The 22,626-nt window shown below is 72.2% G+C and carries 19 protein-coding genes; 14 read left to right on the top strand and 5 right to left on the bottom strand.

Annotated elements, in window-relative coordinates; all coding sequences use genetic code 11:
• Positions 1-4: 4 nt before the first annotated feature.
• Together R4I43_RS23870 and R4I43_RS23865 are read right to left on the bottom strand one after the other, a co-directional pair.
• Positions 5-1,180 (bottom strand): cation:proton antiporter, encoded by a 1,176-nt coding sequence (locus R4I43_RS23870; RefSeq protein ID WP_324267920.1) that lies wholly within the window; start codon positions 1,178-1,180, stop codon positions 5-7.
• A 76-nt stretch (positions 1,181-1,256) separates the two neighbouring features.
• Positions 1,257-1,739 (bottom strand): cation:proton antiporter regulatory subunit, encoded by a 483-nt coding sequence (locus R4I43_RS23865; RefSeq protein WP_324267919.1) that lies wholly within the window; start codon positions 1,737-1,739, stop codon positions 1,257-1,259.
• A gap of 205 nt (positions 1,740-1,944) precedes the next feature.
• Here R4I43_RS23865 and cmk point away from each other — a divergent pair, with 205 nt between their 5' ends.
• The 5 genes from cmk (at position 1,945) to R4I43_RS23840 (ending at position 6,577) form a co-directional block, all read left to right on the top strand.
• Entirely contained in the window at positions 1,945-2,634 is a 690-nt protein-coding gene (gene cmk / locus R4I43_RS23860; RefSeq protein ID WP_324267918.1) for a (d)CMP kinase, read from the top strand.
• Positions 2,631-3,302, top strand: coding sequence for a lysophospholipid acyltransferase family protein (locus R4I43_RS23855; protein ID WP_324267917.1), 672 nt, complete (start codon positions 2,631-2,633; stop codon positions 3,300-3,302). Before cmk ends, R4I43_RS23855 begins: the two co-directional genes overlap by 4 nt.
• 11 nt (positions 3,303-3,313) lie before the next feature.
• Positions 3,314-4,726 carry a ribosome biogenesis GTPase Der gene (gene der / locus R4I43_RS23850; RefSeq protein WP_324267943.1) on the top strand — a complete coding sequence of 471 codons (1,413 nt, stop codon included), beginning with the start codon at positions 3,314-3,316 and terminating at the stop codon, positions 4,724-4,726.
• A gap of 91 nt (positions 4,727-4,817) precedes the next feature.
• On the top strand, positions 4,818-5,495 hold the full coding sequence (locus R4I43_RS23845; RefSeq protein ID WP_324267916.1) for a response regulator transcription factor: 678 nt from the start codon (positions 4,818-4,820) through the stop codon (positions 5,493-5,495).
• Entirely contained in the window at positions 5,492-6,577 is a 1,086-nt protein-coding gene (locus R4I43_RS23840; protein WP_324267915.1) for a sensor histidine kinase, read from the top strand. Before R4I43_RS23845 ends, R4I43_RS23840 begins: the two co-directional genes overlap by 4 nt.
• On the opposite strand, the gene R4I43_RS23835 is transcribed toward R4I43_RS23840, so the two are convergent.
• A complete protein-coding gene (locus R4I43_RS23835) occupies positions 6,574-8,652 on the bottom strand; it encodes a S9 family peptidase (protein WP_324267914.1) in 2,079 nt (692 codons plus the stop codon). The genes R4I43_RS23840 and R4I43_RS23835 overlap by 4 nt on opposite strands.
• 317 nt (positions 8,653-8,969) lie before the next feature.
• On the opposite strand from R4I43_RS23835, the gene R4I43_RS23830 reads away from it, so the two are divergent.
• Genes R4I43_RS23830 through R4I43_RS23820 form a run of 3 tightly spaced genes read left to right on the top strand, consistent with a single transcriptional unit; the run spans position 8,970 to position 13,992 of the window.
• Positions 8,970-9,908: a glycosyltransferase family 2 protein gene (locus R4I43_RS23830; protein ID WP_324267913.1), complete on the top strand. Its 939-nt coding sequence runs from the start codon at positions 8,970-8,972 to the stop codon at positions 9,906-9,908.
• Complete coding sequence (locus R4I43_RS23825) at positions 9,908-12,337, top strand: GtrA family protein (protein WP_324267942.1); 2,430 nt, start codon at positions 9,908-9,910, stop codon at positions 12,335-12,337. Before R4I43_RS23830 ends, R4I43_RS23825 begins: the two co-directional genes overlap by 1 nt.
• Positions 12,334-13,992, top strand: a complete 1,659-nt coding sequence (locus R4I43_RS23820; RefSeq protein ID WP_324267912.1) for a PIG-L family deacetylase — start codon at positions 12,334-12,336, stop codon at positions 13,990-13,992. The genes R4I43_RS23825 and R4I43_RS23820 overlap by 4 nt, the downstream gene beginning before the upstream one ends.
• Here R4I43_RS23820 and R4I43_RS23815 read toward each other — a convergent pair.
• Positions 13,989-15,341, bottom strand: coding sequence for an MFS transporter (locus R4I43_RS23815; protein WP_324267911.1), 1,353 nt, complete (start codon positions 15,339-15,341; stop codon positions 13,989-13,991). The genes R4I43_RS23820 and R4I43_RS23815 overlap by 4 nt on opposite strands.
• A gap of 134 nt (positions 15,342-15,475) precedes the next feature.
• Positions 15,476-16,264 (bottom strand): DeoR/GlpR family DNA-binding transcription regulator, encoded by a 789-nt coding sequence (locus tag R4I43_RS23810; protein WP_324267910.1) that lies wholly within the window; start codon positions 16,262-16,264, stop codon positions 15,476-15,478.
• 122 nt (positions 16,265-16,386) lie between these two features.
• On the opposite strand from R4I43_RS23810, the gene R4I43_RS23805 reads away from it, so the two are divergent.
• The 6 genes from R4I43_RS23805 to R4I43_RS23780 are packed head-to-tail and all read left to right on the top strand — an operon-like array spanning position 16,387 to position 22,489.
• Positions 16,387-17,079, top strand: a complete 693-nt coding sequence (locus R4I43_RS23805; protein ID WP_324267909.1) for an HAD family hydrolase — start codon at positions 16,387-16,389, stop codon at positions 17,077-17,079.
• A gap of 34 nt (positions 17,080-17,113) precedes the next feature.
• The gene (locus tag R4I43_RS23800) at positions 17,114-18,169 is read left to right on the top strand and encodes a 2-hydroxyacid dehydrogenase (RefSeq protein ID WP_324267908.1); all 1,056 of its coding nucleotides are present in this window, start codon (positions 17,114-17,116) and stop codon (positions 18,167-18,169) included.
• Entirely contained in the window at positions 18,166-19,626 is a 1,461-nt protein-coding gene (locus tag R4I43_RS23795) for an FGGY-family carbohydrate kinase (protein ID WP_324267907.1), read from the top strand. Before R4I43_RS23800 ends, R4I43_RS23795 begins: the two co-directional genes overlap by 4 nt.
• 1 nt (position 19,627) lies before the next feature.
• Positions 19,628-21,358 carry a dihydroxyacetone kinase family protein gene (locus R4I43_RS23790; protein WP_324267906.1) on the top strand — a complete coding sequence of 577 codons (1,731 nt, stop codon included), beginning with the start codon at positions 19,628-19,630 and terminating at the stop codon, positions 21,356-21,358.
• Positions 21,355-21,831 carry a ribose-5-phosphate isomerase gene (locus tag R4I43_RS23785; protein ID WP_324267905.1) on the top strand — a complete coding sequence of 159 codons (477 nt, stop codon included), beginning with the start codon at positions 21,355-21,357 and terminating at the stop codon, positions 21,829-21,831. The genes R4I43_RS23790 and R4I43_RS23785 overlap by 4 nt, the downstream gene beginning before the upstream one ends.
• A gap of 10 nt (positions 21,832-21,841) precedes the next feature.
• Entirely contained in the window at positions 21,842-22,489 is a 648-nt protein-coding gene (locus R4I43_RS23780; protein ID WP_324267904.1) for a class II aldolase/adducin family protein, read from the top strand.
• Positions 22,490-22,626: the final 137 nt, after the last annotated feature.

Below are 22,626 nucleotides of genomic sequence, written 5' to 3'. Positions count from 1 at the left end.
GTTCTCAGACCGTCTGCGGCTTGCGGACCAGGACCGCCCGCGCGAGGGGCTCGACGACGCGGGCCGCGACCGGGCCGATGATGGCCATGAGCAGGACGTAGGCCGTGGCCAGGGCAGCCAGCTCGCCGTCCACCGCACCGGAGGAGACCGCCAGGCCCGCGATGACGATGGAGAACTCGCCGCGCGCCACCAGCGCCGCGCCCGCGCGAAGCCGGCCCATCCGGGCCACGCCCTGCATGCGGGCCGCGATCCAGCCGGTGAGCACCTTCGTCAGGCAGGTCAGCGCGGCCAGGCCCAGCGCGATCGGCAGCACCGGCGGGATCTCCACCGGGTCGGTGTTGAGGCCGAAGACCACGAAGAACACCGCCGCGAACAGGTCGCGCAGCGGTTCGAGCATGCGGGTCGCGTTCTGCGCGGTGGATCCGGAGATCGCGATGCCCAGCAGGAATGCGCCGACCGCCGCCGACACCTGCAGCTCGGAGGCCAGCCCGGCCACCAGCAGCGCGGCGCCCAGCAGGCGCAGCAGGAAGACCTCCGGATCGGGGCTGTCCACGATCGCCGAGACGTACTTGCCGAAGCGCAGCGCGATCACCAGCACGACGGTGATCACCAGCAGCGAGATGCCCACCGCGGTCAGCCCGCCGATGAAGCTCACACCCGCCAGCAGCGCGGTGAGGATCGGCAGGTAGACGGCCATCGCGAGGTCTTCGAAGACCAGGATCGACAGGATCACCGGTGTCTCCCGGTTGCCGAGCCTGCCCAGGTCGCCGAGCACCTTGGCGACGATGCCCGAGGAGGAGATGTAGGTGACACCGGCCATCGCCAGCGCGCCGATCGGTCCCCAGCCCAGCGCCAGCGCCACCAGGGCGCCGGGCGCGGCGTTGAGCACGATGTCGACCAGCCCGGCCACCCAGGACCGGCGCAGGCCGGTGACCAGCTCACCCGCCGAGTACTCCAGCCCGAGTAACAGCAGCAGGAGCACCACGCCGATCTCGGAGGCGATGTGGGTGAAGGGCTGGATGCCGTGCAGCGGGACCAGGCCGCCGGTGCCGAACGCGACTCCACCCAGCAGGTACAGCGGGATCGGGGATATGCCGATCTTCCACGCGAGCCTCCCGAGGATGCCGAGACCGAAGAACACCGCTCCCAGCTCGATAAGGGAGATCGCCGTGTCGTGCACCGTGTTTCCTCTCGCGTGTTCCCTGCGTATGGAGTTGTGACGGTCGGTCGGCGTCGACCTCCGCTGCGCTGTCCGTTCAGCCCTGGGTGAGGATCTCCTCGGCGGCGCGCAGCCCGTCGGCCGTGCCGACCACGACCACCAGGTCACCGGAGGCGAAGACGAAGTCCGGCCGCGGCGACGGGTGGACGACGCCGTCGCGCACCACCGCGACGATCGACACCGAGGTGCGGGTGCGCATCTCGGTGTCACCGAGCTCGCGTCCCGCGTAGGGCGAACCGGCGGGCACCGGCAGCTGCCAGGTGGTCACCCCGGCGACCTCCCGCTGCTGCTCGGAGAGCTTCGACACCAGCTGCGGAGCCCCCAGCAGGCCGGCCAGCGTGCTGGTCTCGGTGCTGGTCAGCTCCACCGAGGCGGCGACCTTGTCCGGGTCCTCGTGGTCGGAGACGATCAGCTCGAACCGCCCGTCCCGGTAGGTGATCACCCCGACTCGGTGACCGGATCCAGTGGTGAAGTCCTGGCGCGTGCCGAGCCCCGGCAGCGGAGTCACAGTTACGTCCACCTTTTTAACCCTAAAGGTCTTCGTGTCTATTCCTTGATCCCCCAGACCGCTGTCGAGGTCTCGGTCCGGTTCCGATCGGCAACCGGGTGCGATTGGGATTCGCGGGTGGCGGCCAGGCAGAATGGTTGGTTGGTTCCGGCGATCGGCCGGGACGGCATTCGACGCGGGGAGGAACGGCGACGTGGCGCAGGCCAGGCTTCGTGGAGTGGTGGCTCTCGACGGACCGTCGGGCACCGGCAAGTCCACGGTGTCGAAGAAGTTGGCGGCGGCGCTCGGCGCGACCTACCTCGACACCGGTGCCATGTACCGGGCGGTGACGCTCGCGGTGCTGCGCGCCGGGGTCGACCCCGCCGACGCCGCCGAGGTGGTCCGGGTGGCGCGCGCCGTCGAGCTGAGCATGGGCACCGACCCGCTGGCGCCGGCCGTGCAGCTCGACGGTGCCGAGGTGGAGGGCGCGATCCGCGGCCCGGAGGTCACCGGGGCCGTGTCGGCCGTCTCCGCGGTGCCTGAGGTCCGCGAGCTGCTGGTCGCGCTGCAGCGCGAGCTCATCGCCCGGGCGATGAGCGAGCCGGGCGGCATGGTCGTCGAAGGCCGCGACATCGGCACGGTCGTGGTGCCCGACGCGGGCCTGAAGGTGTACCTGACGGCCTCCGCCGACGCGCGAGCCGCGCGCCGCACCGCCCAGGACGTCTCCGACGGCCGCGACGGCGACCTGCGGCGCACCCACGCCGACGTGCAACGCCGCGACGCGCTGGACTCCGGCCGCAAGGTGGCGCCGCTGCGGCAGGCCGACGACGCCGTGGAGCTCGACAGCACCGACCTCGACATCGCCGGCGTGCTCGAACAGCTCACCAAGCTCGTCGAATCGCGCGGGCTGCTGGTGGGTGCGGCTTGAGCGCGCAACTGCCCGAGGGCGCCTGGGCGTGGCTGCACCGGATCGCCCAGTGGATCTCCCGCTGGCCGCTGCGCCTGCCGTTCCGGGTGAAGGTGCACGGCAAGGACCGGGTCCCGCGCAGCGGGCCGGTCGTGCTGGTGGCCAACCACAGCTCGCTGCTGGACGGGCCGCTGCTGCTGGGAATGGTCCCGCGTCCGGCGGTGTTCCTGATCAAGCAGGAGATGTTCAGCGGTGCGCTGGGCTGGTTCCTGACCCGCATCGGGCAGATCGGCGTCCGGCGCGGTGAGGCCGACCGCACTCCGCTGCTGACGGCGGTGCGGGTGCTCAAGGGCGGCGGGCTGGTCGGGGTCTTCCCCGAGGGCACCCGCGGTTCCGGCGACGTCGACAACGCCCAGCACGGGGCCGCGTGGCTGGCGCGCGCCTCCGGCGCGCAGATCCTGCCGGTGGCCTGCCGGGGCACCCGACGTCCCGACGGGGCGGGCCGTAGGCTGTTACCCAGGATCGACGTGTTGTTCGGGGAGCCGATTTCCCCGGCGGGCGGCAAGGGCCGCGCCGGGCTGGTGACGGCGACCGAAACCGTGCGCACCGAACTGGTCGAGCTGATCGCCGAGTTGGATCGGCTGGTCGCCGACCGGACCATTGACGACGTGAGAGGTAAACGAGCGTGACCGACGAGTCGCTGGAGGGCCTGGACGGCACGTGGTCCGACGAGTCCGAATGGGCGGAATTCGACGAGGCCGCCGCCGAGGGCGATGAGGCGCCGCCGAAGCCGCAGCCGGTGCTGGCCGTGGTCGGACGCCCCAACGTGGGCAAGTCCACCCTGGTCAACCGACTGCTAGGACGTCGTGAGGCCGTCGTGCAGGACACCCCGGGCGTGACCCGGGACCGCGTCGCCTACGACGCGCTGTGGAACGGCCGCCGCTTCACGGTGGTCGACACCGGTGGTTGGGAACCCGACGCCAAGGGCCTGCAGAGCTCGGTGGCGGCGCAGGCCGAGATGGCCATGCACACCGCCGACGCGATCGTGCTGGTCGTCGACGCCAAGGTCGGCGCCACCGCCACCGAGGAAGCCGTGGCCCGGGTGCTGCGCCGCTCGAAGCGGCCGGTGATCGTGGTGGCCAACAAGGTCGACGACGAGCGCGGCGTCGCCGACGTGCACGCGCTGTGGTCGCTGGGCCTGGGCGAGCCGATGCCGGTCAGCGGTCTGCACGGTCGCGGCTCGGGCGACCTGCTGGACAAGGTGCTCGAAGCCCTGCCGGAAACCCCGCGCGAGGTCTTCGGCGCCACCGGCGGCCCGCGCCGGGTCGCGCTGGTCGGCAAGCCCAACGTCGGCAAGTCCAGCCTGCTCAACAAGCTCACCGGTGAGGACCGCTCCGTCGTGCACGACGTCGCGGGCACCACCGTCGACCCGGTCGACTCGCTGGTCGAGCTCGACGACCAGGTGTGGCGCTTCGTCGACACCGCCGGGCTGCGCAAGCGGGTCAAGACCGCCAGCGGCACCGAGTACTACGCCTCGCTGCGTACCAAGGCCGCCATCGAGGCGGCCGAGGTCGCGATCGTGCTGGTCGACGGCTCGGAGCCGATCAGCGAGCAGGACCTGCGGGTGATCACGATGGTGGTCGAGGCGGGCCGCGCGCTGGTGCTGGCCTACAACAAGTGGGACAAGGTCGACGAGGACCGCCGCCACCAGCTGGAGAAGGAGATCGACCGCGAGCTGGTGCGGGTGCGCTGGGCCGAGCGCGTCAACGTCTCCGCGCTGACCGGCCGCTCGGTGGCCAAGCTGGCGCCGACGCTGCGCACCGCCCTGGACTCCTGGGACACCCGGGTGCCCACCGGCCGGCTCAACGGCTGGCTCAACGAGCTCGTCGCGTCCAACCCGCCGCCGGTGCGCAGCGGTCGCCAGCCGAAGATCCTCTTCGCCACGCAGGCGCAGACCCGGCCGCCGACGATCGTGCTGTTCACCACCGGCTTCCTGGAGGCCGGTTACCGGCGCTTCCTGGAGCGCAAGTTCCGCGAGACCTTCGGCTTCGTCGGCAGCCCGGTCCGCATCTCGGTCCGAGTCCGCGAACGCAAGGCGAAGGGAAAGCGGTGATCCGGTTGCGCGCGGGTGGTGCGTGCGCTGCGGGCCTGCGTTCCCGTTAGTCTGCTGGCGACCCTCGGGAACAGCGGAGGTGAACCGAGAGGTGGCGGCAACCGACGGCGACGGGCCGATCCGCGTCGTGCTGGCCGACGACGAGCCCATGCTGCGACGCGGCCTCAAGGTCCTGCTGGAGAGCGGCGGCACCATCGAGGTGGTGTCCGAGGCCGGTGACGGACGCGGCCTGCTGTCCGAGGTGCGCGCGCACCGTCCGCACGTGGCCCTGATCGACGTCCAGATGCCGGGCACCGACGGGCTCGCTGCGCTGCGCGAACTGGTGCAGCTGCCCGAACCGCCGGTGGCCGCGATGCTGACCACCTTCGACCTCGACGACTACGTGACCGAGGCGCTGCGGTTCGGCGCCCAGGGATTCCTGCTCAAGGACGCCGAACCGGAGGTCCTGGTGCGCGCGGTGCAGGACCTGGCCTCCGGGGGTGCCGTGCTCGACCCGCGGATCACCGCGCGACTGCTGCCCCGGCTGCGCATCACCAGCGACAACGCCCGCGAGACGAGCCTGGTCAAGGCCCTGTCCGGGCGGGAGCAGCAGGTGCTGCAGCTGCTGGCCGACGGGCGCTCCAACGCCGACATCGGAACCCGGCTGGGACTGACCGAGGCCACGGTCAAGAGCTACGTCTCGACGGTGCTGACCAAGCTGGGCGCGCAGAACCGCGTGCAGGCCGCGCTGATCGCCCAGCGGGTGGCCGGCGTCGGGGGTGAGCGGTGAAGAGCGTGAACTGGCGGTTCTGGGCCCTGGAGCTCCTCGCCGTCGGTTTGCCCGTCGCCGCGGTCCTCGCCGCACCCGACCCCTTCGGTTACAAGGTCGTCTCCGGGCTGGCCGCGGCGCTGCTGCTGCCGCTGCGGCACCGGTGGCCGAGGCTCGCGGTGCTGCTGTGCATGCCCGCGATGGCCGGTGGGCTGGGCTGGGCGGCGCTCCTGGTGGCGGTGTTCCGGCTCGGGCGGATGCACCCGCAGCTGCGCGAACTGGCCGGGTGGGTGCTGCTGACCTGCGTGGTCGCCGTCGCTCCGGTCCTGATCACGCAGTCGCTGACGCCGGGTTCGATCCTGCTGACGCTGGGCTTCGTGGTGCTGTCGGCCGGTGCGCCCGCCGCGCTCGGGATGCTGGTGGCGCTGCGCGAGCAGCTCGCCGAGAGCCTGCAGCGGCTCGCCGCCGCCAGCGAGGTCGTGGCGCAGGCCAAGGCCGAGATGGCGCGCGCCGAAGAACGCGCCCGCATCGCCCGGGAGATCCACGACGCCGTCGGCCACCACGTCACGCTGATCGCGGTCGAATCGGCGGCCCTCGGCGCGACCAGCGAGGAACCGGCCGTGCGCGAAGCCGCGACCCGGGTGCGCGGCCTGGCCAAGCACGCCCTGGACGAGATGCGCTCGACCCTCGGGCTGGGAACCGCCGGCGCGGAAGGCTCGGTGCAGACGATCTCCGACCTGGTCGGGCAGGCCCGCGCGTCCGGGGTGGAGGTGGAACTCACCGGCGAGCTGGACCACCACGAGGTCCCGGGCGCGGTCGAACGGGCCGCCTACCGGGTGGTGCAGGAAGCCCTGACCAACGCCTCCAAGCACGCGCCGGGTGCCGGGGTCAGGGTGGACCTGAGCAGCCGCGCCGACGCGCTGCGCATCGTCGTCACCAACGACGCCCCGGACTCCGGGCAGGAGCCCATCACCGAACTCGCCGGGGGTGCGGGCCTGGCGGGCCTGTCCGAGCGGATCCGGATGGCCGGCGGCGAACTGGACGCGGGCCCGTCCGAGGACGGCGGTTTCCAACTCGTGGCGGTGCTGCCCCAGAAGTCCTAGCGCTGCAAGGACTTGCGCAGGAAGTCGACCTGCATGACCAGGAGGTTCTCGCTGGTCGTCTCGTCGGTGGGCATGTGGCTGACACCCGCCAGCGGGAGCACCGAGTGCGGGCGGGCCGCCGCCGTCAAGGCCGCCGACAAGCGCAGGCCGTGGGCGAGCACGACGTTGTCGTCGACCGTGCCGTGCACGATCAGCATCGGTCGTTCCAGCTTCGGCGCGTCGTGCAGCAGCGAGTTGGCCTCGTAGACCTCCGGCGCGGTGCTCGGGTCTCCCAGGTAGCGCTCGGTGTAGTGGGTGTCGTAGAGCCGCCAGTCCACGACCCCCGCCCCGACGATCGCGGCGTGGAAGACGTCCGGGCGGCGCAGCACCGCCAGGCCCGCGAGGTAACCGCCGAACGACCAGCCGCGGATCGCGACCCGGTCGAGGTCCAGCTCGGGGTGCTCGGCGGCGGCCGCGTGCAGGGCGTCGACCTGGTCCTGCAGCGGCGGACCTGCCAGGTCACCGGCGATGGCGCGATCCCAGTCCGGCCCGCGCCCGGCCATCCCGCGACCGTCGACGACCAGCACCGCGAAGCCCTGGTCGGCGAACCACTGCGAAGTCAGGTAGCCCTGCTGGCGGGCCAGCACCCGCTGGGCGTGCGGACCGCCGTAGGGGTCCAGCAGCACCGGCAGCGGTCCGTCCTCGGGCGTGTAGCTGCTGGGCAGCAGCAGGGCGCTGCGCAGCTCGCGCTCACCCAGCCGCAGCAGGCGGACGTTGAGGTCCAGGCCGTGCTCCTCGGCGTGGTTGGCGATCTCGGCGATCGTCTCGGTTCCCCGCCGCACCACCACGCCGGTGCGCGGACGGTCCAGGGAGCTGGTGGCCACGACCAGCACGTCACCGCCGCGAGTACCGGTGTGCACGCCGGAATCGCTGGTCAAACGCTCGTGCCCGGTGGCGGTAACGCGGTAGAGGTGAACCTCGGCCGGGTCGTCCTCGGTGCCGGAGACCAGCACGTCCTCGGCACCGACGTCGAGGACGCCCCGCACCTGCAGCCGCGCTGACGTCCACGGCCGGTCCCCGACGACCAGGCGGTAGGCCCCTTCGGCGGCGTCGACGCGCACGAGCTCGCCGCCCGGCGTCCACGACGGCCAGCCCGGCTTGATGTCGATCCACTGCGGGTCGGTGTCGCGGTGGATCTCGCTGGTGGTGCCCGACCCGGTGTCGACCGCGAGCACCAGCTGGGTGCGCTGGTCCCGGGTCTGCACCGCGATCAGCGGACTGCCGTGCCGCGACCAGTGCGCGGTGACCAGGTACGGGTGCGCTCGTCGGTCCCACTCGATCGCGACGCGCTCGCCGCGCAGGTCGATCGCGAACAGCGAGACCTCGGCGTTGGCGGTGCCCGCGGCGGGGTAGCGGGTGGCGACCGGCACGCGGTCGGGATGGGCGGGGTCGCCCAGGTACCAGTGCCGCACCGGCGACTCGTCCACGCGTGCGACCAGCAGTTCCTCGCCGTCCGGGGCCCACCAGTAGCCGCGGTGGCGGTCCATCTCCTCGGCGGCGATGAACTCCGCCGCGCCCCAGGTGACGTTCTCACCGTCGGGCTCGACCAGGGCGCGGTCACCGGAGCCGTCGGCCTCGATCACCCGCAGCGAACCACCGGAGAGGTAGGCGATCCGGTTCCCGCAGGGGGAGGGGCGCGGATCGGCGACCGGCTGCTGGACCGGCAGCTCGCGGGCATCGCCGGTGCCGGCGTCGACGGCGAACAGCCGGTCGGACAGGGTGAACACGACCAGCGCACCGGCGCGGTCGGTGCTGTACCCGGTGATGCCGGTGGCTCGTTCCCGGGCGCGTTCCCGCCGGGCCTGCTCCTCGGCGCTGACCTGCTCGCCCGCCTGCAGCGTCGCCGGGTCGACCAGCAGCCGCTCGGTCCCGGTGGCGGTCTCCAGCGCCCACAGGGCCGTGGTGCTGTCGGTGCCGCTGGACGAGCGCAGGAACAGGACGCGCGCACCGCCGCCGACGACGGTGAAGTTACGAGGCGCACCCAGGCTGAACCCCTGCGTGCGTGCGCTCCGGCGAGGAAACGATGCGGACGACATGCGAACCAGCCTGCCATCACGCACACCCCCGTGCCGCACCAGGTCCAGAGCTCGCCACCGCCGGGACCGCTGGCACCCGCTGACCCGATCTCAATGGAAATCGAGTCTCCGATTTCAGTGGAAGTCCGGGTTCTGATTTCCATTGAAATCGCGTTCCTCCGCGGGGATTCGGCACCGGGACGGGGGATTCGCCGGTGTGTTGGGAGGGGGTGGGGTGCCTTGCGGAGGGCAGGGTTCCGGTGATCGCGCAAGGCCCGCAGCGGATTCCGGGTGCTCCGGTGCGCGGGCGTCGGCCCAGGAACGGTGAGAACTGCCCCATGTACCTGTCGATGGTGGTGCCGTGCTTCAACGAGGAGCACGGTTTGCAACGGCTGCACGACGCGCTGGTGGAGGCGCTGGCCGGAGTGGTCCGGGATTACGAGGTGATCCTGGTCGACGACGGCAGCACCGACCGCACGTTGTCCGAGGCGCGGCGCCTCAGCGAGCACGACCCCCGGTTCCGGTACGTGTCGCTGAGCCGCAACTTCGGCAAGGAACCGGCGATGCTGTGCGGGCTGCGGCACGCGCGCGGCAGCCGGGTCGCGCTGCTCGACGCGGACCTGCAGCACCCGCCGGGCCTGCTGCCGCGGATGCTGGTGCTGCTCGACACCGGCTACGACCAGGTCGTAGCCCGGCGCAGCCGCTCCGGTGAAACCGCCTGGCGGACCGCGTTGTCCCGCACCTACTACCGGCTCTCGCGGAGGTGGCTGGACGTGCGGTTGCAGGACGGGGCCGGGGACTTCCGGGTGCTGTCGCGGCGCGCGGTGGACGCCCTGGTCTCGCTGCCCGAGCAGCACCGCTTCTCCAAGGGCCTGTTCGCCTGGATCGGCTTCGACACCGGGTACGTCACCTACCGGGACGTGCCCCGCGAGACCGGTGAGTCGCGGTGGCGGCTGGCTGCACTGGTCGACCACGGCATCGACGGGCTGACCTCGTTCAACGACAAGCCGTTGCGGCCCGCGCTGCTCCTCGGACTGCTCACGGCCGCGTTCGCCTGCGCCGCCGGGACCCTGGTGGAGGGCCAACAGCGCTGGGCCGCAGCGCTTCTCGGGCTCGGCGGCGTCCAGGTGTTCCTGCTCGGCGTGCTGGGCGAGTACCTCGGCCGCACCTGCGCCGAGGCGCGTCGCAGGCCGCACTACGTGGTCAAGGAGTCCAGTCCGCTGCCGAACGCGTTCGCGGGCGAGCACCGGTTGCGCACCGCGGAGCTGGTGTCGTGATGTGGCGGCGGATCAGCGCCTCGCAGTTCGGCCGGTTCGCGCTGGTGGGCGGGGCGAACACCTCCGTGCACTGGGCGGTGTACCTCGCGTTGTGGCTGGTCCTGCCGTACCTGCTGGCGCACGTGCTGGCCACCGCCGCGGCGACCCTGTGCTCGTACGCGCTGAACTGCCGGTTCACCTTCCGGGTGCCACCGACCGGGCGTTCGCTGCTGCTGTTCCCGCTGGCGAGCGCGGTGCTGCTGGGCGTGAGCACCGCGGCGGTGGCGCTGGCGGTCACCGTGTTCGGCGTCGATCCGAGGCTGGCGCCGCTGGTGGGGTTCGCGCTGGTCCCGGTGACGTTCGTGGCCAGTCGTGCGGCCTTGACCCGCAGGTCCGGACGTGAGTGGCGCGCTGCGGCCGGAGTCGCGCTGGCGACCGCCGGGCTCGCATCGATGCCGCTGCTGGTCAACCCCTCGTTCTACTTCGCCGACGACAGCGCGGCGCAGTTCCTGCCGATGTGGCACCGGCTCGGCGAGCGGCTGCTGTCCGGCCAGTGGGCGCTCGGCCTGGAACCGGACTCGTGGATGGGCGGGAACCTCGCGGCCGAGTCGCTGTTCGGGATCTGGAACCCGGTGCACCTGCTGGACTTCGCGCTGGTCGCGCTGATCGGTGACCTGGCGGTCGCGGCGGCGGTGGTGAAGATCCAGTTCCTGGTGCTGCTGGCGGTCGGCACCTTCCTGCTGTGCCGCGGGCATGGCGCGAAACCCGCTGCGGCGTCGGCGGTGTCGGTGGCGCTGCCGGTGTCGGGGTTCGTGCTGCACTTCCAGGCCGCGAGCTGGGCCGGTGGCCTGATGGGCTTCGCGTGGCTGCCGTGGGCGTGGTGGGCGCTGCGCCGCCACGTCGCCGACGGCGCGCCTGCGCTGCTGCCGTTCGTGCTGTGCTACCTGTGCGTCTCGGCCGGCGACCCGTACGGCTTGCTCGCGTTGTGCCTGGTCTTCGCGGCGCTGGCGGTGGAGTTCGGGCCGCGCCGGCTGCTCGCGATCGGCGCGTCGGTGGCGCTGTGCCTGCCGCTGGTGTTCTGGCCGGTGCTGGCCACTTCGGCGGTGGGCTGGCGGTCCGGGCGCGAGCTGTTCAACTCGGGCCTGCTGGTGCCCGGAGTCGGTGACCTGCTCAACGCGAGCACGCCCGCGTTCCTGCCGCAGATCATCTCCTTCGGCGACTACCGGATGAGCGTTCCGGCCACCTTCCTCGCGTGGTTCGCGGTTCCGCTGCTTCCCTGGTTGCACTGGCGCGCGATGCCGTGGCGGCGGTGCGTCGGGGTGCTCGTCGTAGCGGGTTGCTACGCGCTGCTGTGCCTGGGGCCGTCGAACGTGTGGATGTTCCGCTGGCCGCTGCGGCACATCGCGGTCCTGCACCTCGCGGTGGTGGTGCTGCTGGCGGTGGCGCTGTCGGCTGGACTGCGCCGGGACCGCGCTCGGTCGCGGGCCGCGGCGTCGGCACTGCTGGTGCTGCTGGGCGGCTATCTCGCGATCGCGGCCTGGCCCGCCCAGGCGCCCAAGCACGTCATCGGGCTGGTGCTGGTCGCCGTGCTGCTGGTGTGCGCGCTGCGCGCGAGACCGTTCGTGGTGCTGCACCTGGGCACCGCGCTGGTGCTGGGTCTGCAGCTGCTGTGGTTCCCGATCAACCGGGACGTCGCGAACTACAACTTCCCGACCGACGTCGCGGCCCTGCGCCGGGACCACGCGGACCTGCGCGGCGGAACGGTGGTGCAGGTGGCCGCGCGCGAGCTGATCCCGCCCGAGGAGATCGCCGACCGCTCCGCGTGGTCGCACCTGCTGCTGGGCAACATGCCCGCGGCCGCGGGCGTGGCGAGTCTGGTGTCCTACACCGGGATCGGCCACGACGCGATGCACCTGGCGTTGTGCCTGAACTACTTCGGCGCCACCTGCCCGCACGCCTACGACCGGCTGTGGGGTCCTGATCGGCTCGCCGATCAGCTCAAGGCCACCCACGTCGTGGTGCAGCGACGGCTCCGCGAGGTCACCGACGCCCCACCGGGATGGCGCATCACGCACCGGAGCGCGGAGGTCTCGGTCCTGACCCGGGCCAAGCCGGTCCCGTGGCCGGGCGGCCGGGTGAGCGCGGCTCGCGGTGTCCGGGTGATCGAGGACGTGCAGCGCAACGCCCGCACCGAAGTCGTCCGGTTCACCGGCAGCGGCGATCTCGTGTTCGCGCGGCTGTCCTGGCCCGGCTACCGGGCCGCCGTGAACGGTCGTGAGGTCCCGGTCACCGCGACCGACGCCGGCCTGCTGACCGTGCGGATCCCCCGGGACGTCGCCGGCGGCGCGGTGACGCTGTCGTGGGCACCACCGGGTGCCAGGACGGGGCTGCTGCTGCTCGTCGCCGGAGCGCTGGTGGCGCTGGTGACCTCGTGGAGGCGGTCGCGATGAGGACCGCTGCGGTGCTGCTGGCGGTCGCGATGGTGCTGGTCGTCTCGGGTGCGGCGGCCGGTTCGCCGCGGCCGTCGCACCTGCACGTCGTGGCGCACCCCGACGACGACATGCTGTTCATGAGCCCCGACCTCGCCCTGGCGATCCGCTCGGGCGCCCGCGTGACGACGGCGTTCCTCACCGCGGGCGAGAGCGACGTGCAGCCGCCCGCGGACTACGCGGCGAGCCGCCAGGCCGGTGCCCGCGCGGCGTTCGCGGCGATGGCCGGCGTCGCCGACGACTGGACCCGGTCGGCGCTGGACCTGCCCGGAGGACGGCAGGCCGAGCTGCAGCGGCTGCGGCAGCGACCGGCCGTGGGCCTGGTGTTCCTGGGCCTGCCCGACGACAACGACCCGGCCTCCCGGCACGCGCTGAGCAGGCTCTGGCAGGACCCCGCGCACCGCGTGCGCACGATCCCCGCGACGGGCTCGCCCGTGCGGGTGACCAGCCACGACCGCCGTTCGGTGATCGCCTCGCTGGTCCGGGTCCGGGAGGAGTTCGCGCCGACGCTGGTCCGCACGCAGGACCCGCGACCGGACCCGCGCCACCAGCAGCAGTGGGGGAGCGCGCACGACCACCCCGACCACGTGGCCACCGCCCGGTTCACCGAAACCGCGCTGCGCGGAACCGATCTGCCGCTGCTGCACTACCGCGACTACAACATCGCCGACGCACCGCCGAACCTCCCGGAGCGGGTGGTGGCCGACAAGCGCGCGGTCTTCGCCCGCTACGCCGGGCACGACCCGCAGGTCGGCCTCGGCGAACCGTACGCCGCCTGGCTGGCCGGGATGCGCCCGCGCCGCCCGTGGGGAACGCGCTGGGCGACCACCGGACGGCGCGCGCACGTCCGCGGAAACCAGCTGGTGCTGGTCGACTCCGGCGTCGAGTCCGTTGTGGACACACCGGGTTTCGTCCCGCGCGAGGGGTCGGTGGCCTTCGCCGATCCGGAGCGGCTGGTGGTCCAGGAGCGCGAATCGGGAGCGGTGTGGCTCAAAACCGGTGACGAGCCGTGGATTCCGCTCGGCGCGCCACCATCTCGGGAACCAGGTGTGGACCTCGGTCCGCCGTCAGCGGTGACGGTGCGGGGAAGCGTGGTGGTGGCCGTCCGGGACCAGGGCGGCGGGGTGAGCGTTCACGACTCCGGAGGCTGGTGCCGGCTCGGCGGTTCCGACGTCGACGACGTGGTGTCGGCGGTGGTCGCCAGAAGCGGCGAGATCCACGTGCTGGCCGCGTCGCGGGGCGGGACGGCGCACTGGCGGCTCACCGGATCCGGTTGCGGGCAACCAGTTGCCGCCTCCGAGGAGCCGGCCGGAGCCATCGCCGCGACCAGCGGTTTCGCTGCTTTCCGGGACTCGGGCGGCGATCTCGTCGTGCTGGCCGAGAGCGCGGGGTGGAAGCGGGTGCGCACCATCGACGCCGACGCGATCTCCGATCCGGCCATCGCCCCCGGGCCGGTGGTCGCCGTGCGCAACGCCGACGGACTCCTGGAGATCCACCGGCCCGAGGGTGCGGTGGTGCTCGGGCCGGTGGAAGGCCAGCCCGCGCTGACCCCGGACGGACGTCAGGCCGTCGCCCTCGCGGACGACGGCCTGATCAGGACCTTCAGCGTGCCCTAGGCCGAAGCCCCGGCGGCCTCGGGCGCACCGGCGCGTGAGGCGCGCTGCTCGCCCGGGTCGCTGTCGTCCTTCATCCGCAGCGACAGCAGGCCCACCGCCAGGTACATCAGGCAGAACACGATCGTCGCGCCACCGCCGCCGACCAGCGGGTACAGCACCGTCACCACGACCGGGCCGACGAACGCCGCGCCGCCCGCGCCGAAGTTCAGCACCGCCAGCGCGGAACCCTTGTCCTTGGCGGCGACCATCGACGGCATCAGCGCCGACAGCGGCACGAAACCGGCCAGCACCAGGCCGTAGACCACGCCGAAGGTCGCCGCCACGGCGAAGCTCTGCGAGGCCATCGAGCTGAAGTACCAGAGCGGAGTGGCGATCGCACAACCCACGCAACCGAACCAGGTCACCGTGCGGCGCCAGCCGAACCGGTCGCCGAACACGCCGAAGAACAGGTTCGCCGCGATGTTCGCGCCGTAGGCGATGGAGGCCAGCGACGCCACCTGCGCCGCGCTCAGGAACCCGCCGTCGGGTGCCGCCGGTCCGAAGGTGAACGGGAACATCGCGAAGAACCCGTACTGCGGCGCGGTGTTGACGATGCGGATCAGGCCGCCCGCCAGCACCCGGCGGTCCCGCCACAGGATGTCCACGCCCTCGGCGAGGCGCTTGAGGCTGCGCGGGTTCTCGACGGTCTCATCGGCGATCGGCTTGAGGCCGTGCTCCTCGCGCACCGCGAACGAGCCCAGCAGCACGCCGATCGTCACCACGGCCAGCGACAGCACCAGCGTCTGGTAGTCGTTCAGGCCGAACACGCCCATCGACAGCGCTGCCAGCGCGGCGCCCAGCGTGGGCAGGCCGCCGGTGAAGGCGAACCAGAACCAGCCTGCCACCGAGCCGCGCATCTTGGTCGGGCTCGCCACCTGCGCCCACGCCAGGAACGAGAACGCGAACAGCGGGTAGGCCAGGCCCCGGATGCCGTAGGTGGCGACGATGAACACGGCGTTGTGCGAGGGCAGCGCCGCGAACAGGAACAGGCACTCGAACCCGACCCACCACGCGCCGCCCAGCCACATCACCCGGCGCGGACCCCAGATCGCCGAGAGCGTCCCGGAGAACCACGCCGCGATCATGGCCGCGACGCCGTAGAGCGTGACCGTGGCGAACGAGGCGACCGCGCCCGGCAACGCGCCGCCCTCGGGTCGCTGCAGGTAGTCGGACAGGAACGTGGTCTCCACGCCGTCACCGATCATGAAGATCAGGACGGCGACGAAGCCCCAGAAGAGCTGCCGCGGAATGCCGATGCGGTCGAGGAATCCAGCCGGTCCGGTGGACCCGGCTGCGGACGTTTGGGACATCACTGTCTCCAACAAGGTCGGATGTATCGGCGCGCTCCCGCGCACCGAGCCAACGAATGTCGGCCATCATGCACCCTGTTGAAGTTAACGCACAAGATGTGAATTTCAGATCGTGCTGGTTTCCGCCCCCGTGCTCAGCTCAACGGGGACAGGCGGACCTCGGTTTGCTCGCGCATCTCCTCGATCAGAGCGTCGTCGAGGTCGCCGGCGAGCAAGACGTGGTCGAAGGCGCTGACCGGGGCGAGCTGGTGCAGCGCCGAGCGGGCCACCTTGCTGGCGTCCATCATCAGGACCTTGGTGGTGGCGCTGGCCATCATCGCGCGCTTGACCAGGACGATCTCCTGCTCCTGGTGGTAGGTGAGGCGGGCGTTCATCGCCGAGGTCGACAGGAACACGATGTCCACCGAGAACGTCGAGACCATCTCCTGGCACGGCAGGCCGAGGTAGGAGTCGTGCGTGCGCGAGTACTCGCCGCCCAGTCCGATCAGCCGGATGTCGGGCACGTCGCGCAGCGCCTCCTGGACCTGCCGGTAGTTGCTGACCACGGTCAGCGGACCGACGTCGGGAAGCAGCCTGGCCAGCGCCAACGCCGTGGTGGAGTCGTCGAGCATCACCGACATGCCGGGGGTGATGAACCGCAGGGCGTCGGCGGCCAGCGCTTCCTTCTCGGCGGTGTGGGTGTGCAACCGGAAGTCCGAACTGGACTCGAACACCGTGGACGGCTGGGCCGAGACCCCGCCGTGGTACTTGCGCAGCAGGCCTCGCGTGGCCAGGTCGTCGAGGTCGCGGTGCACGGTCATCAGGCTGACCCCGGTGAGCGAGGACAGCTCCGCGGCGCTGGCGAACCCCTGCGAGAGCACGTGATCGACGATCTTCTGCTGCCGCTGGAGGCGAGGTGACTGCTTCTTCGGTGCGGACGCCATGCGCTCATCTTGCCTCGCCGTGCACTCGGTGCGGCGCAGACCTGCCGAAGTATCACGTGACTAGTGACAGTTAACGGTTTGAGTGTTAATTTGGGTCCACCAGTGATTGGTGGGAGGTACGTATGACCCAGCCGGATCGGCCGAACGGCGCTCATCGCGCGGTCGTGTTCGACATGGACGGCGTCCTGGTCGAGAGCGAGCACCTGTGGGAGCGGATGTGGGCCCGCTTCGCCGCCGCTCGCGGCCGCACCTGGACCGGGCAGGAGACCCGGCAGGTCCAGGGCATGAGCGCGCCGGAGTGGGCGGCGTTCCTCGCCGAGTTCAGCCAAGCGGCCGAGTCCGCCGAGGAGACCGAGCGGATCGTGGTCGACGACATGATCACCGCGCTCGACGACGGCGAGATCGAGCTGCTGGCGGGCGCGGAGAAGATGGTCACCGACGTCGCCGCCCGCGCACCCATCGCGCTGGCCTCCTCGGCACCGCGACGGCTCATCGACGCCGTGCTCGACCGGCACGGGCTGACACCGCACTTCTCCGCGACCGTCTCCAGCGCCGAGGTGCCGCGCGGCAAGCCCAGCCCCGACGTGTACCTGGCCGCCGCCGAGAAGCTCGGCCACGCCCCGGCGGACTGCCTGGCCGTGGAGGACTCCAGCAACGGGTTGCGCGCAGCCGCCCGAGCGGGGATGACGGTCGTGGCGATCCCCAACGGCGACTACCCGCCGGCCGAGGACGCGCTCGCCGGGGCCACCCACATCGCCACCGACCTCGACGACGTGCGGCTGCGACTGGTCGGATCGCTGCCGCAGGCCCGCTGAGCGAGAAGCACCTCGTGACAAAGGAGTCCAGGAGATGACCAACGTTCTGGCCGCCGGCGACCACTTCGTGCACCCCGAGGTGTTCGTCGACGCCCTGCGCCGCGCGACCGCGCGCGAACTGCACTTCGAGACGCTGAAGCTGCCGTGGCCGGTCGAGCCGTTCGGCCCGGTCGGCAACGTGCAGGAGGCCAGCGGCACCGAGCAGCGCCTGCTCGACGCCCTGGGCGACAACGAGATCGTCGCCACCCAGATGGCGCCGTTCACCGGCGACGTCCTCAACGCCGCCGAGAACCTGAAGTTCGTCGGCGTCTGCCGGGGTGGCCCGGTCAACGTCGACCTGCAGGCCGCCACCGACAACGGCGTGATCGTCAGCTACGCGCCCGGGCGCAACGCCGCCGCAGCGGCCGAGTTCGCCGTGGGCCTGATGCTGGCCGCGCTGCGCCGGATCCCCGGCTCGGACGCCGAGCTCAAGGACGGCAACTGGCGCGGCGACTACTACGCCTACGAGAACGCGGGCATCGAGCTCGACGGCTCCACGGTCGGACTCGTCGGCTACGGCGCGATCGGGCGCATCGTGGCCCGCGTGCTGCGCGCCTTCGGGTCGAACGTGCTGGTCACGGACCCGTTCGTGCAGTCTGCCGACGTCGCGGGCGAGGGCGTGGAGCTCGTCGAGCTGGAAGAGCTCCTGCGGCGCAGCTCGGTGGTGAGCCTGCACGCGCGGCTGACCCCGGAGACCCGCAACCTGCTCAACGCCGACAACCTCAAGCTGCTGCCCGAGGGCGCGGTGCTGGTCAACTCCGCGCGGGGCGGGCTGCTCGACTACGCGCCGCTGCCCGACCTGCTGCGCTCCGGCAAGCTCGGCGCGCTGGCCGTCGACGTCTACGACGTCGAACCGCCGCCGCGCGACTGGCCGCTGTTCGACGCGCCGAACGTGATCACCACCCCGCACCTGGCCGGTGCCACCCGGCAGACCGCGCACCGGGCCGCCGAGATCGTCGCCGGTGAGGTCGGGCGCTTCCTCGACGGGCGGCAGCCGCGCTTCGTCGCCAACCCCGACGTGCTGGCCAAGTTCGAGGACCTGCGGCCATGATCATCGGAGTTGACGTCGGCACCTCGGTGACCAAGGCATCGCTGCTGGGCCGCGACGGGGCGGCGAAGCTGACCCGCAGCGTGCGCTCCACCCTGCACCGGCCCGCACCCGGCCTGGTGGAGCAGGACCTCGACGAGGTCGTCGATTCGGTCGTCCAAGTCGTCCGCCAGGTCGCGACCGCGGCCACCGAACCCGTGCAGGCCCTGGCCATCACCGGCCAGGGCGACGGGCTGTGGCTGCGGGACGAGCGCGGGCGCAGCGTCGGCCGGGCCATCTCCTGGCTGGACGCGCGCGCCGCCGACGTGCTGCGCGACTGGGAATCCGGGGGCGTGCAGCGGAAGGTGCACGCGCTCACCGGGTCCGGGATGTTCCCCGGCTCGGCCGGGCCGCTGCTGGCGCACCTCGCCGAGCACGAACCAGAGCGCCTGCAGCGCGCCGCCGTCGCCGGGTACTGCGTGGACGCGATCGTGCAGCGCTTCACCGGTGAGATCACCGTGGACGCCTCCGACGCCTCGATGCCGTTCCTGGACGTGCCCGCGCGCGAGTACTCCAGCGAAGCGCTGCAGGCCTGCGGTCTCGCCGAACACCGCCGCTTGCTGGCCGAAACCACGCCCGTCGGAAAGCTGTTCGCGCTCTCCGGCGAAGCGGCCGCCGAACTCGGCCTCCCGTCCGGGCTTCCGGTCTCGGCCGGCCCGTTCGACCTGCCTGCGTGCGCCTTCGGCTCCGGCGTCGGCGAGGTCGGCGACGGCAGCCTGGTGATCGGCACGACCCTGGGCTGCCAGGTGCTGCGCGACGAGGTCGTGATCGACCCGCACGGCGAGCCCGCCGGGATGTGGCTGGCCACCCCGATCCCGCAGCGCTACCTGCGGGTGATGCCCGCGATGGTCGGCACCGCGAACCTCGACTGGGTGCTGGCCATGACCGGTTCCAGCGTCGACCAGCTGGAAACCCTCCTCGCGCAGAGCGAACCGGGATCCGGCGGGGTGTCGGCGCTGTCGTTCCTGTCGTCGTCCGGGGAGCGCGCGCCGTTCGTCGACTCGCGGGCGCGCGGCCAGTTCACCGGGCTGTCGCTGGAGACCACGCCCGCCGACCTGGTGCGCGCGATGTGCGAGGCCGTCGCCTACGCCGCGCGGCACAACCTGGAGAGCGCCGGGCTCAGCGGCGAGGTCGCCGCCTGCGGTGGCGGTGCCCGATCGGCGGCGTGGAGCCAGATCTTCGCCAACGTCCTCGGCCGCTCGCTGCACGTCCCGCACGAAGAAGGCGTCGGCGCCCGGGGCGCGGCGATGACCGCGTGGGACGCGCTGGGCGAGCCCGTCGACCGCGACCAGTGGGCCGCCGACCGGCGTGTCGTGCGACCCGATCCGCGAGCCGTGGAGTTCTACGACCGCGGCTACCACGACTACCTGACCGCCATCGAACGCGCCCGGCCGCACTGGGCGCCCGTCGAGGAGGCCTGACGTGACGCGCTTGTACGACGACCCGGCCACTTTCACCGAGGACATGGTCACCGGATTCGTGGCCGCGCACCCCGATCACGTTCGGCGCGTTCCCGGCGGCGTGGTGCGCTCCCGCCCGGCCCGCGCCGGCAAGGTCGCCGTGGTCACCGGCGGCGGATCCGGCCACTACCCGGCCTTCTGCGGAGTGGTCGGACCCGGTTTCGCCGACGGTGCCGTGATCGGTAACATCTTCACCTCGCCGTCGGCCGCCGACGCCCACTCGGTGGCCCGCGCGGCCGACCGGGGAGCCGGGGTGATCTTCTCCTTCGGCAACTACGCCGGCGACAACATGAACTTCGGGCTGGCCGTGGAACGCCTGCAACGCGAGGGGATCCGCGCGCACAACGTGGTCGTCACCGACGACGTGGCCAGCGCGCCGGCAGCAGAGCAGACCAAGCGCCGCGGCGTGGTGGGCGACTTCGTGGTGTTCAAGGTCGCCTCCGCGGCGGCCGAGGAGGGCTACGACTTCGACGAGGTGGTGCGCGTCGCCGAGCACGCCAACGCGCGCACCCGCAGCCTCGGCGTCGCCTTCGACGGCTGCACGCTGCCCGGCCAGGACCACCCGCTGTTCGAGGTCCCCGACGGGCGGATGGGGCTCGGCCTGGGCATCCACGGCGAGCCCGGCGTGTCCGAAACCCCCATGCCCTCGGCGTCGGAACTGGCGAAGACGCTGGTGGACGGTCTGCTCGCCGAGGCTCCCGTTGCGGGAGGGCGGGTGACGGCGATCCTCAACGGGCTCGGCGCCACCAAGTACGAGGAGCTGTTCGTCGTTTGGGGCACCGCGTCGCGGCTGCTGGCCGAGGCCGGTGTGGAGGTCGTCGCCCCGGAGGTCGGGGAGCTGGTGACCAGCCTGGACATGGCCGGCTGCTCGCTGACGCTGACCTGGCTCGACGACGAGCTCGAACGGCTCTGGCTCGCCCCGGCCGACACCCCCGCCTACCGCAGGGGAACCGTCGAATCGTCCACATCGGACACCGAATTCGAGGAGCCGGTTCTGGTCGAGCCGGAGGTCGTGGTCGCTCCGGAGATCGGCCAGGCCACCTCCGCCGAGGTCGTCGGCGCGTTGCGCGAGATCGCGGAGCTGCTGCGGGACAACGAGGACGAGCTCGGCAGGCTCGACGCCATCGCGGGCGACGGCGACCACGGGCGCGGCATGACGCGCGGCAGCTCGGCCGCCATCGAGGCCGCCGAGGCCGCCGCTTCGCAGGGCGTGGGACCGGCGGCCGTGCTGGTCGCTGCCGGTGACGCCTGGGCGTCCAAGGCGGGCGGGACATCGGGGGTGCTGTGGGGAGCCGCTCTGCGCTCCTTCGGCGACCTGCTGCCTGACCACCGGGAGGCCACCGCCGCCGACCTGGCAGCCGGTGCCGAAGCCGCGCTCGCCTCCGTCCAGCGGCTCGGCCGAGCCGAGCTCGGCGACAAGACCCTGGTCGACGCCCTGGTGCCGTTCGCGGAGGAGCTCCGCGGCGCCGTCGACGAGGGCAGCGGGGGAGCCGTGGCGTGGCGGCGCGCCGCAGCAGTGGCGACCAAGGCGGCCGAGGCCACCGCGGAACTGCGTCCGCGGACCGGACGGGCCAGGCCGCTCGCCGAACGCAGCGTGGGAACACCGGACCCGGGCGCGACGTCGCTGGCGCTCGTGCTGACCCGGGTCGGAGAACTGATCGGGAACCACTCCGGAGGGGGAGAGGACCAGTGAGCGAGCAGCCGTTGCGCGTCGTCGTCGGCTCCGACGACGCGGGCCTGGAGTACAAGAACGCGCTCAAGGAGGACCTGGAGAACGACTCGCGGGTCGTCTCCGTCGTCGACGTCGGGGTCGGCAACGACGAGCACACCGCCTACCCGCACGTGGCCGTGCAGGCGGCCCGGCTGGTCGCCGAGGGGTCGGCCGACCGCGCGCTGCTGGTGTGCGGGACCGGCCTCGGCGTGGCCATCAGCGCCAACAAGGTGCCCGGGATCCGGGCGGTCACCGCGCACGACAGCTACTCGGTCGAGCGGTCGGTGCTGAGCAACAACGCGCAGGTGCTGTGCTTCGGGCAGCGCGTGATCGGGCTCGAACTGGCCCGCAAGCTCGCCGGTGAGTGGCTCGACTACCGTTTCGACTCGAGTTCGGCGTCGGCCGACAAGGTCGCGGTGATCGACGGGTACGAGGGCACCGGGGTGGCTTGTTGAGCGGGAAGGGATGAGCGCAGTGCGTCTGGCCGAGGAGCGCGACGAGGTCATCGACATCGCCCGGCGGATGACCTCCGACCGGCTGGTGGTGGGCACCTCCGGCAACGTGTCGGTGCGCAGCGGAGACCTGGTGGCGGTCACGCCTTCGGGCGTCGAGTACGACCAGCTGCGGCCGGTGGACGTCCCGCTGGTGGATCTCAGCGGTGAGCTCGTCGAGGGCGAGCTCAAACCGACCTCCGAGCTGCCGATGCACCTCACGGCCTACACCGAGCACGGTGCCGGAGCGGTCGTGCACACGCACTCGCTGCACGCCACCGCTCTGTCGCTGCTGCGCGACGAGGTGCCCGCGGTCCACTACCAGCTGGCCGACTTCGGCGGTGCGGTGCGCGTCGCCGACTACGCCACCTTCGGCACCCCGGCGTTGGCGGAGTCCATGTCCGAGGCGCTGCGCGACCGGACCGGCTGCATCCTGCGCAACCACGGCACCGTCACCATCGGCAACACCCTCACCAAGGCCTACAACCGGGCGCGTCAGCTCGAATGGCTCTGCGAGCTCTGGCTCACCGCGGCCAAGCTCGGCGACCCGGCCCTGCTGTCGGACGCCGAGCTCACCCACTGCGCCACCCTCTTCGCCGGCTACGGCCAAACGCCCCGCTGACCCCACCTGTCGAGCGCTCCGTCCGCCCTCGAAGACCCCGAGCCGGCCCGATCTGGACTCTTGCGGCGGCGACACCGCAGGATTCGCCCTGACGAAGAACTGCGGATTCGCCCCTGGGCCAGGAGGGCCCGGGAGTG

The sequence above is a fragment of the Saccharopolyspora mangrovi genome, from assembly GCF_035320975.1.
In the GTDB taxonomy this organism is placed as follows: Bacteria; Actinomycetota; Actinomycetes; order Mycobacteriales; family Pseudonocardiaceae; genus Saccharopolyspora; species Saccharopolyspora mangrovi.
The sequence above is the reverse complement of the archived record's forward strand: the minus strand, read 5'-3'. Positions and strand labels throughout refer to the sequence as shown.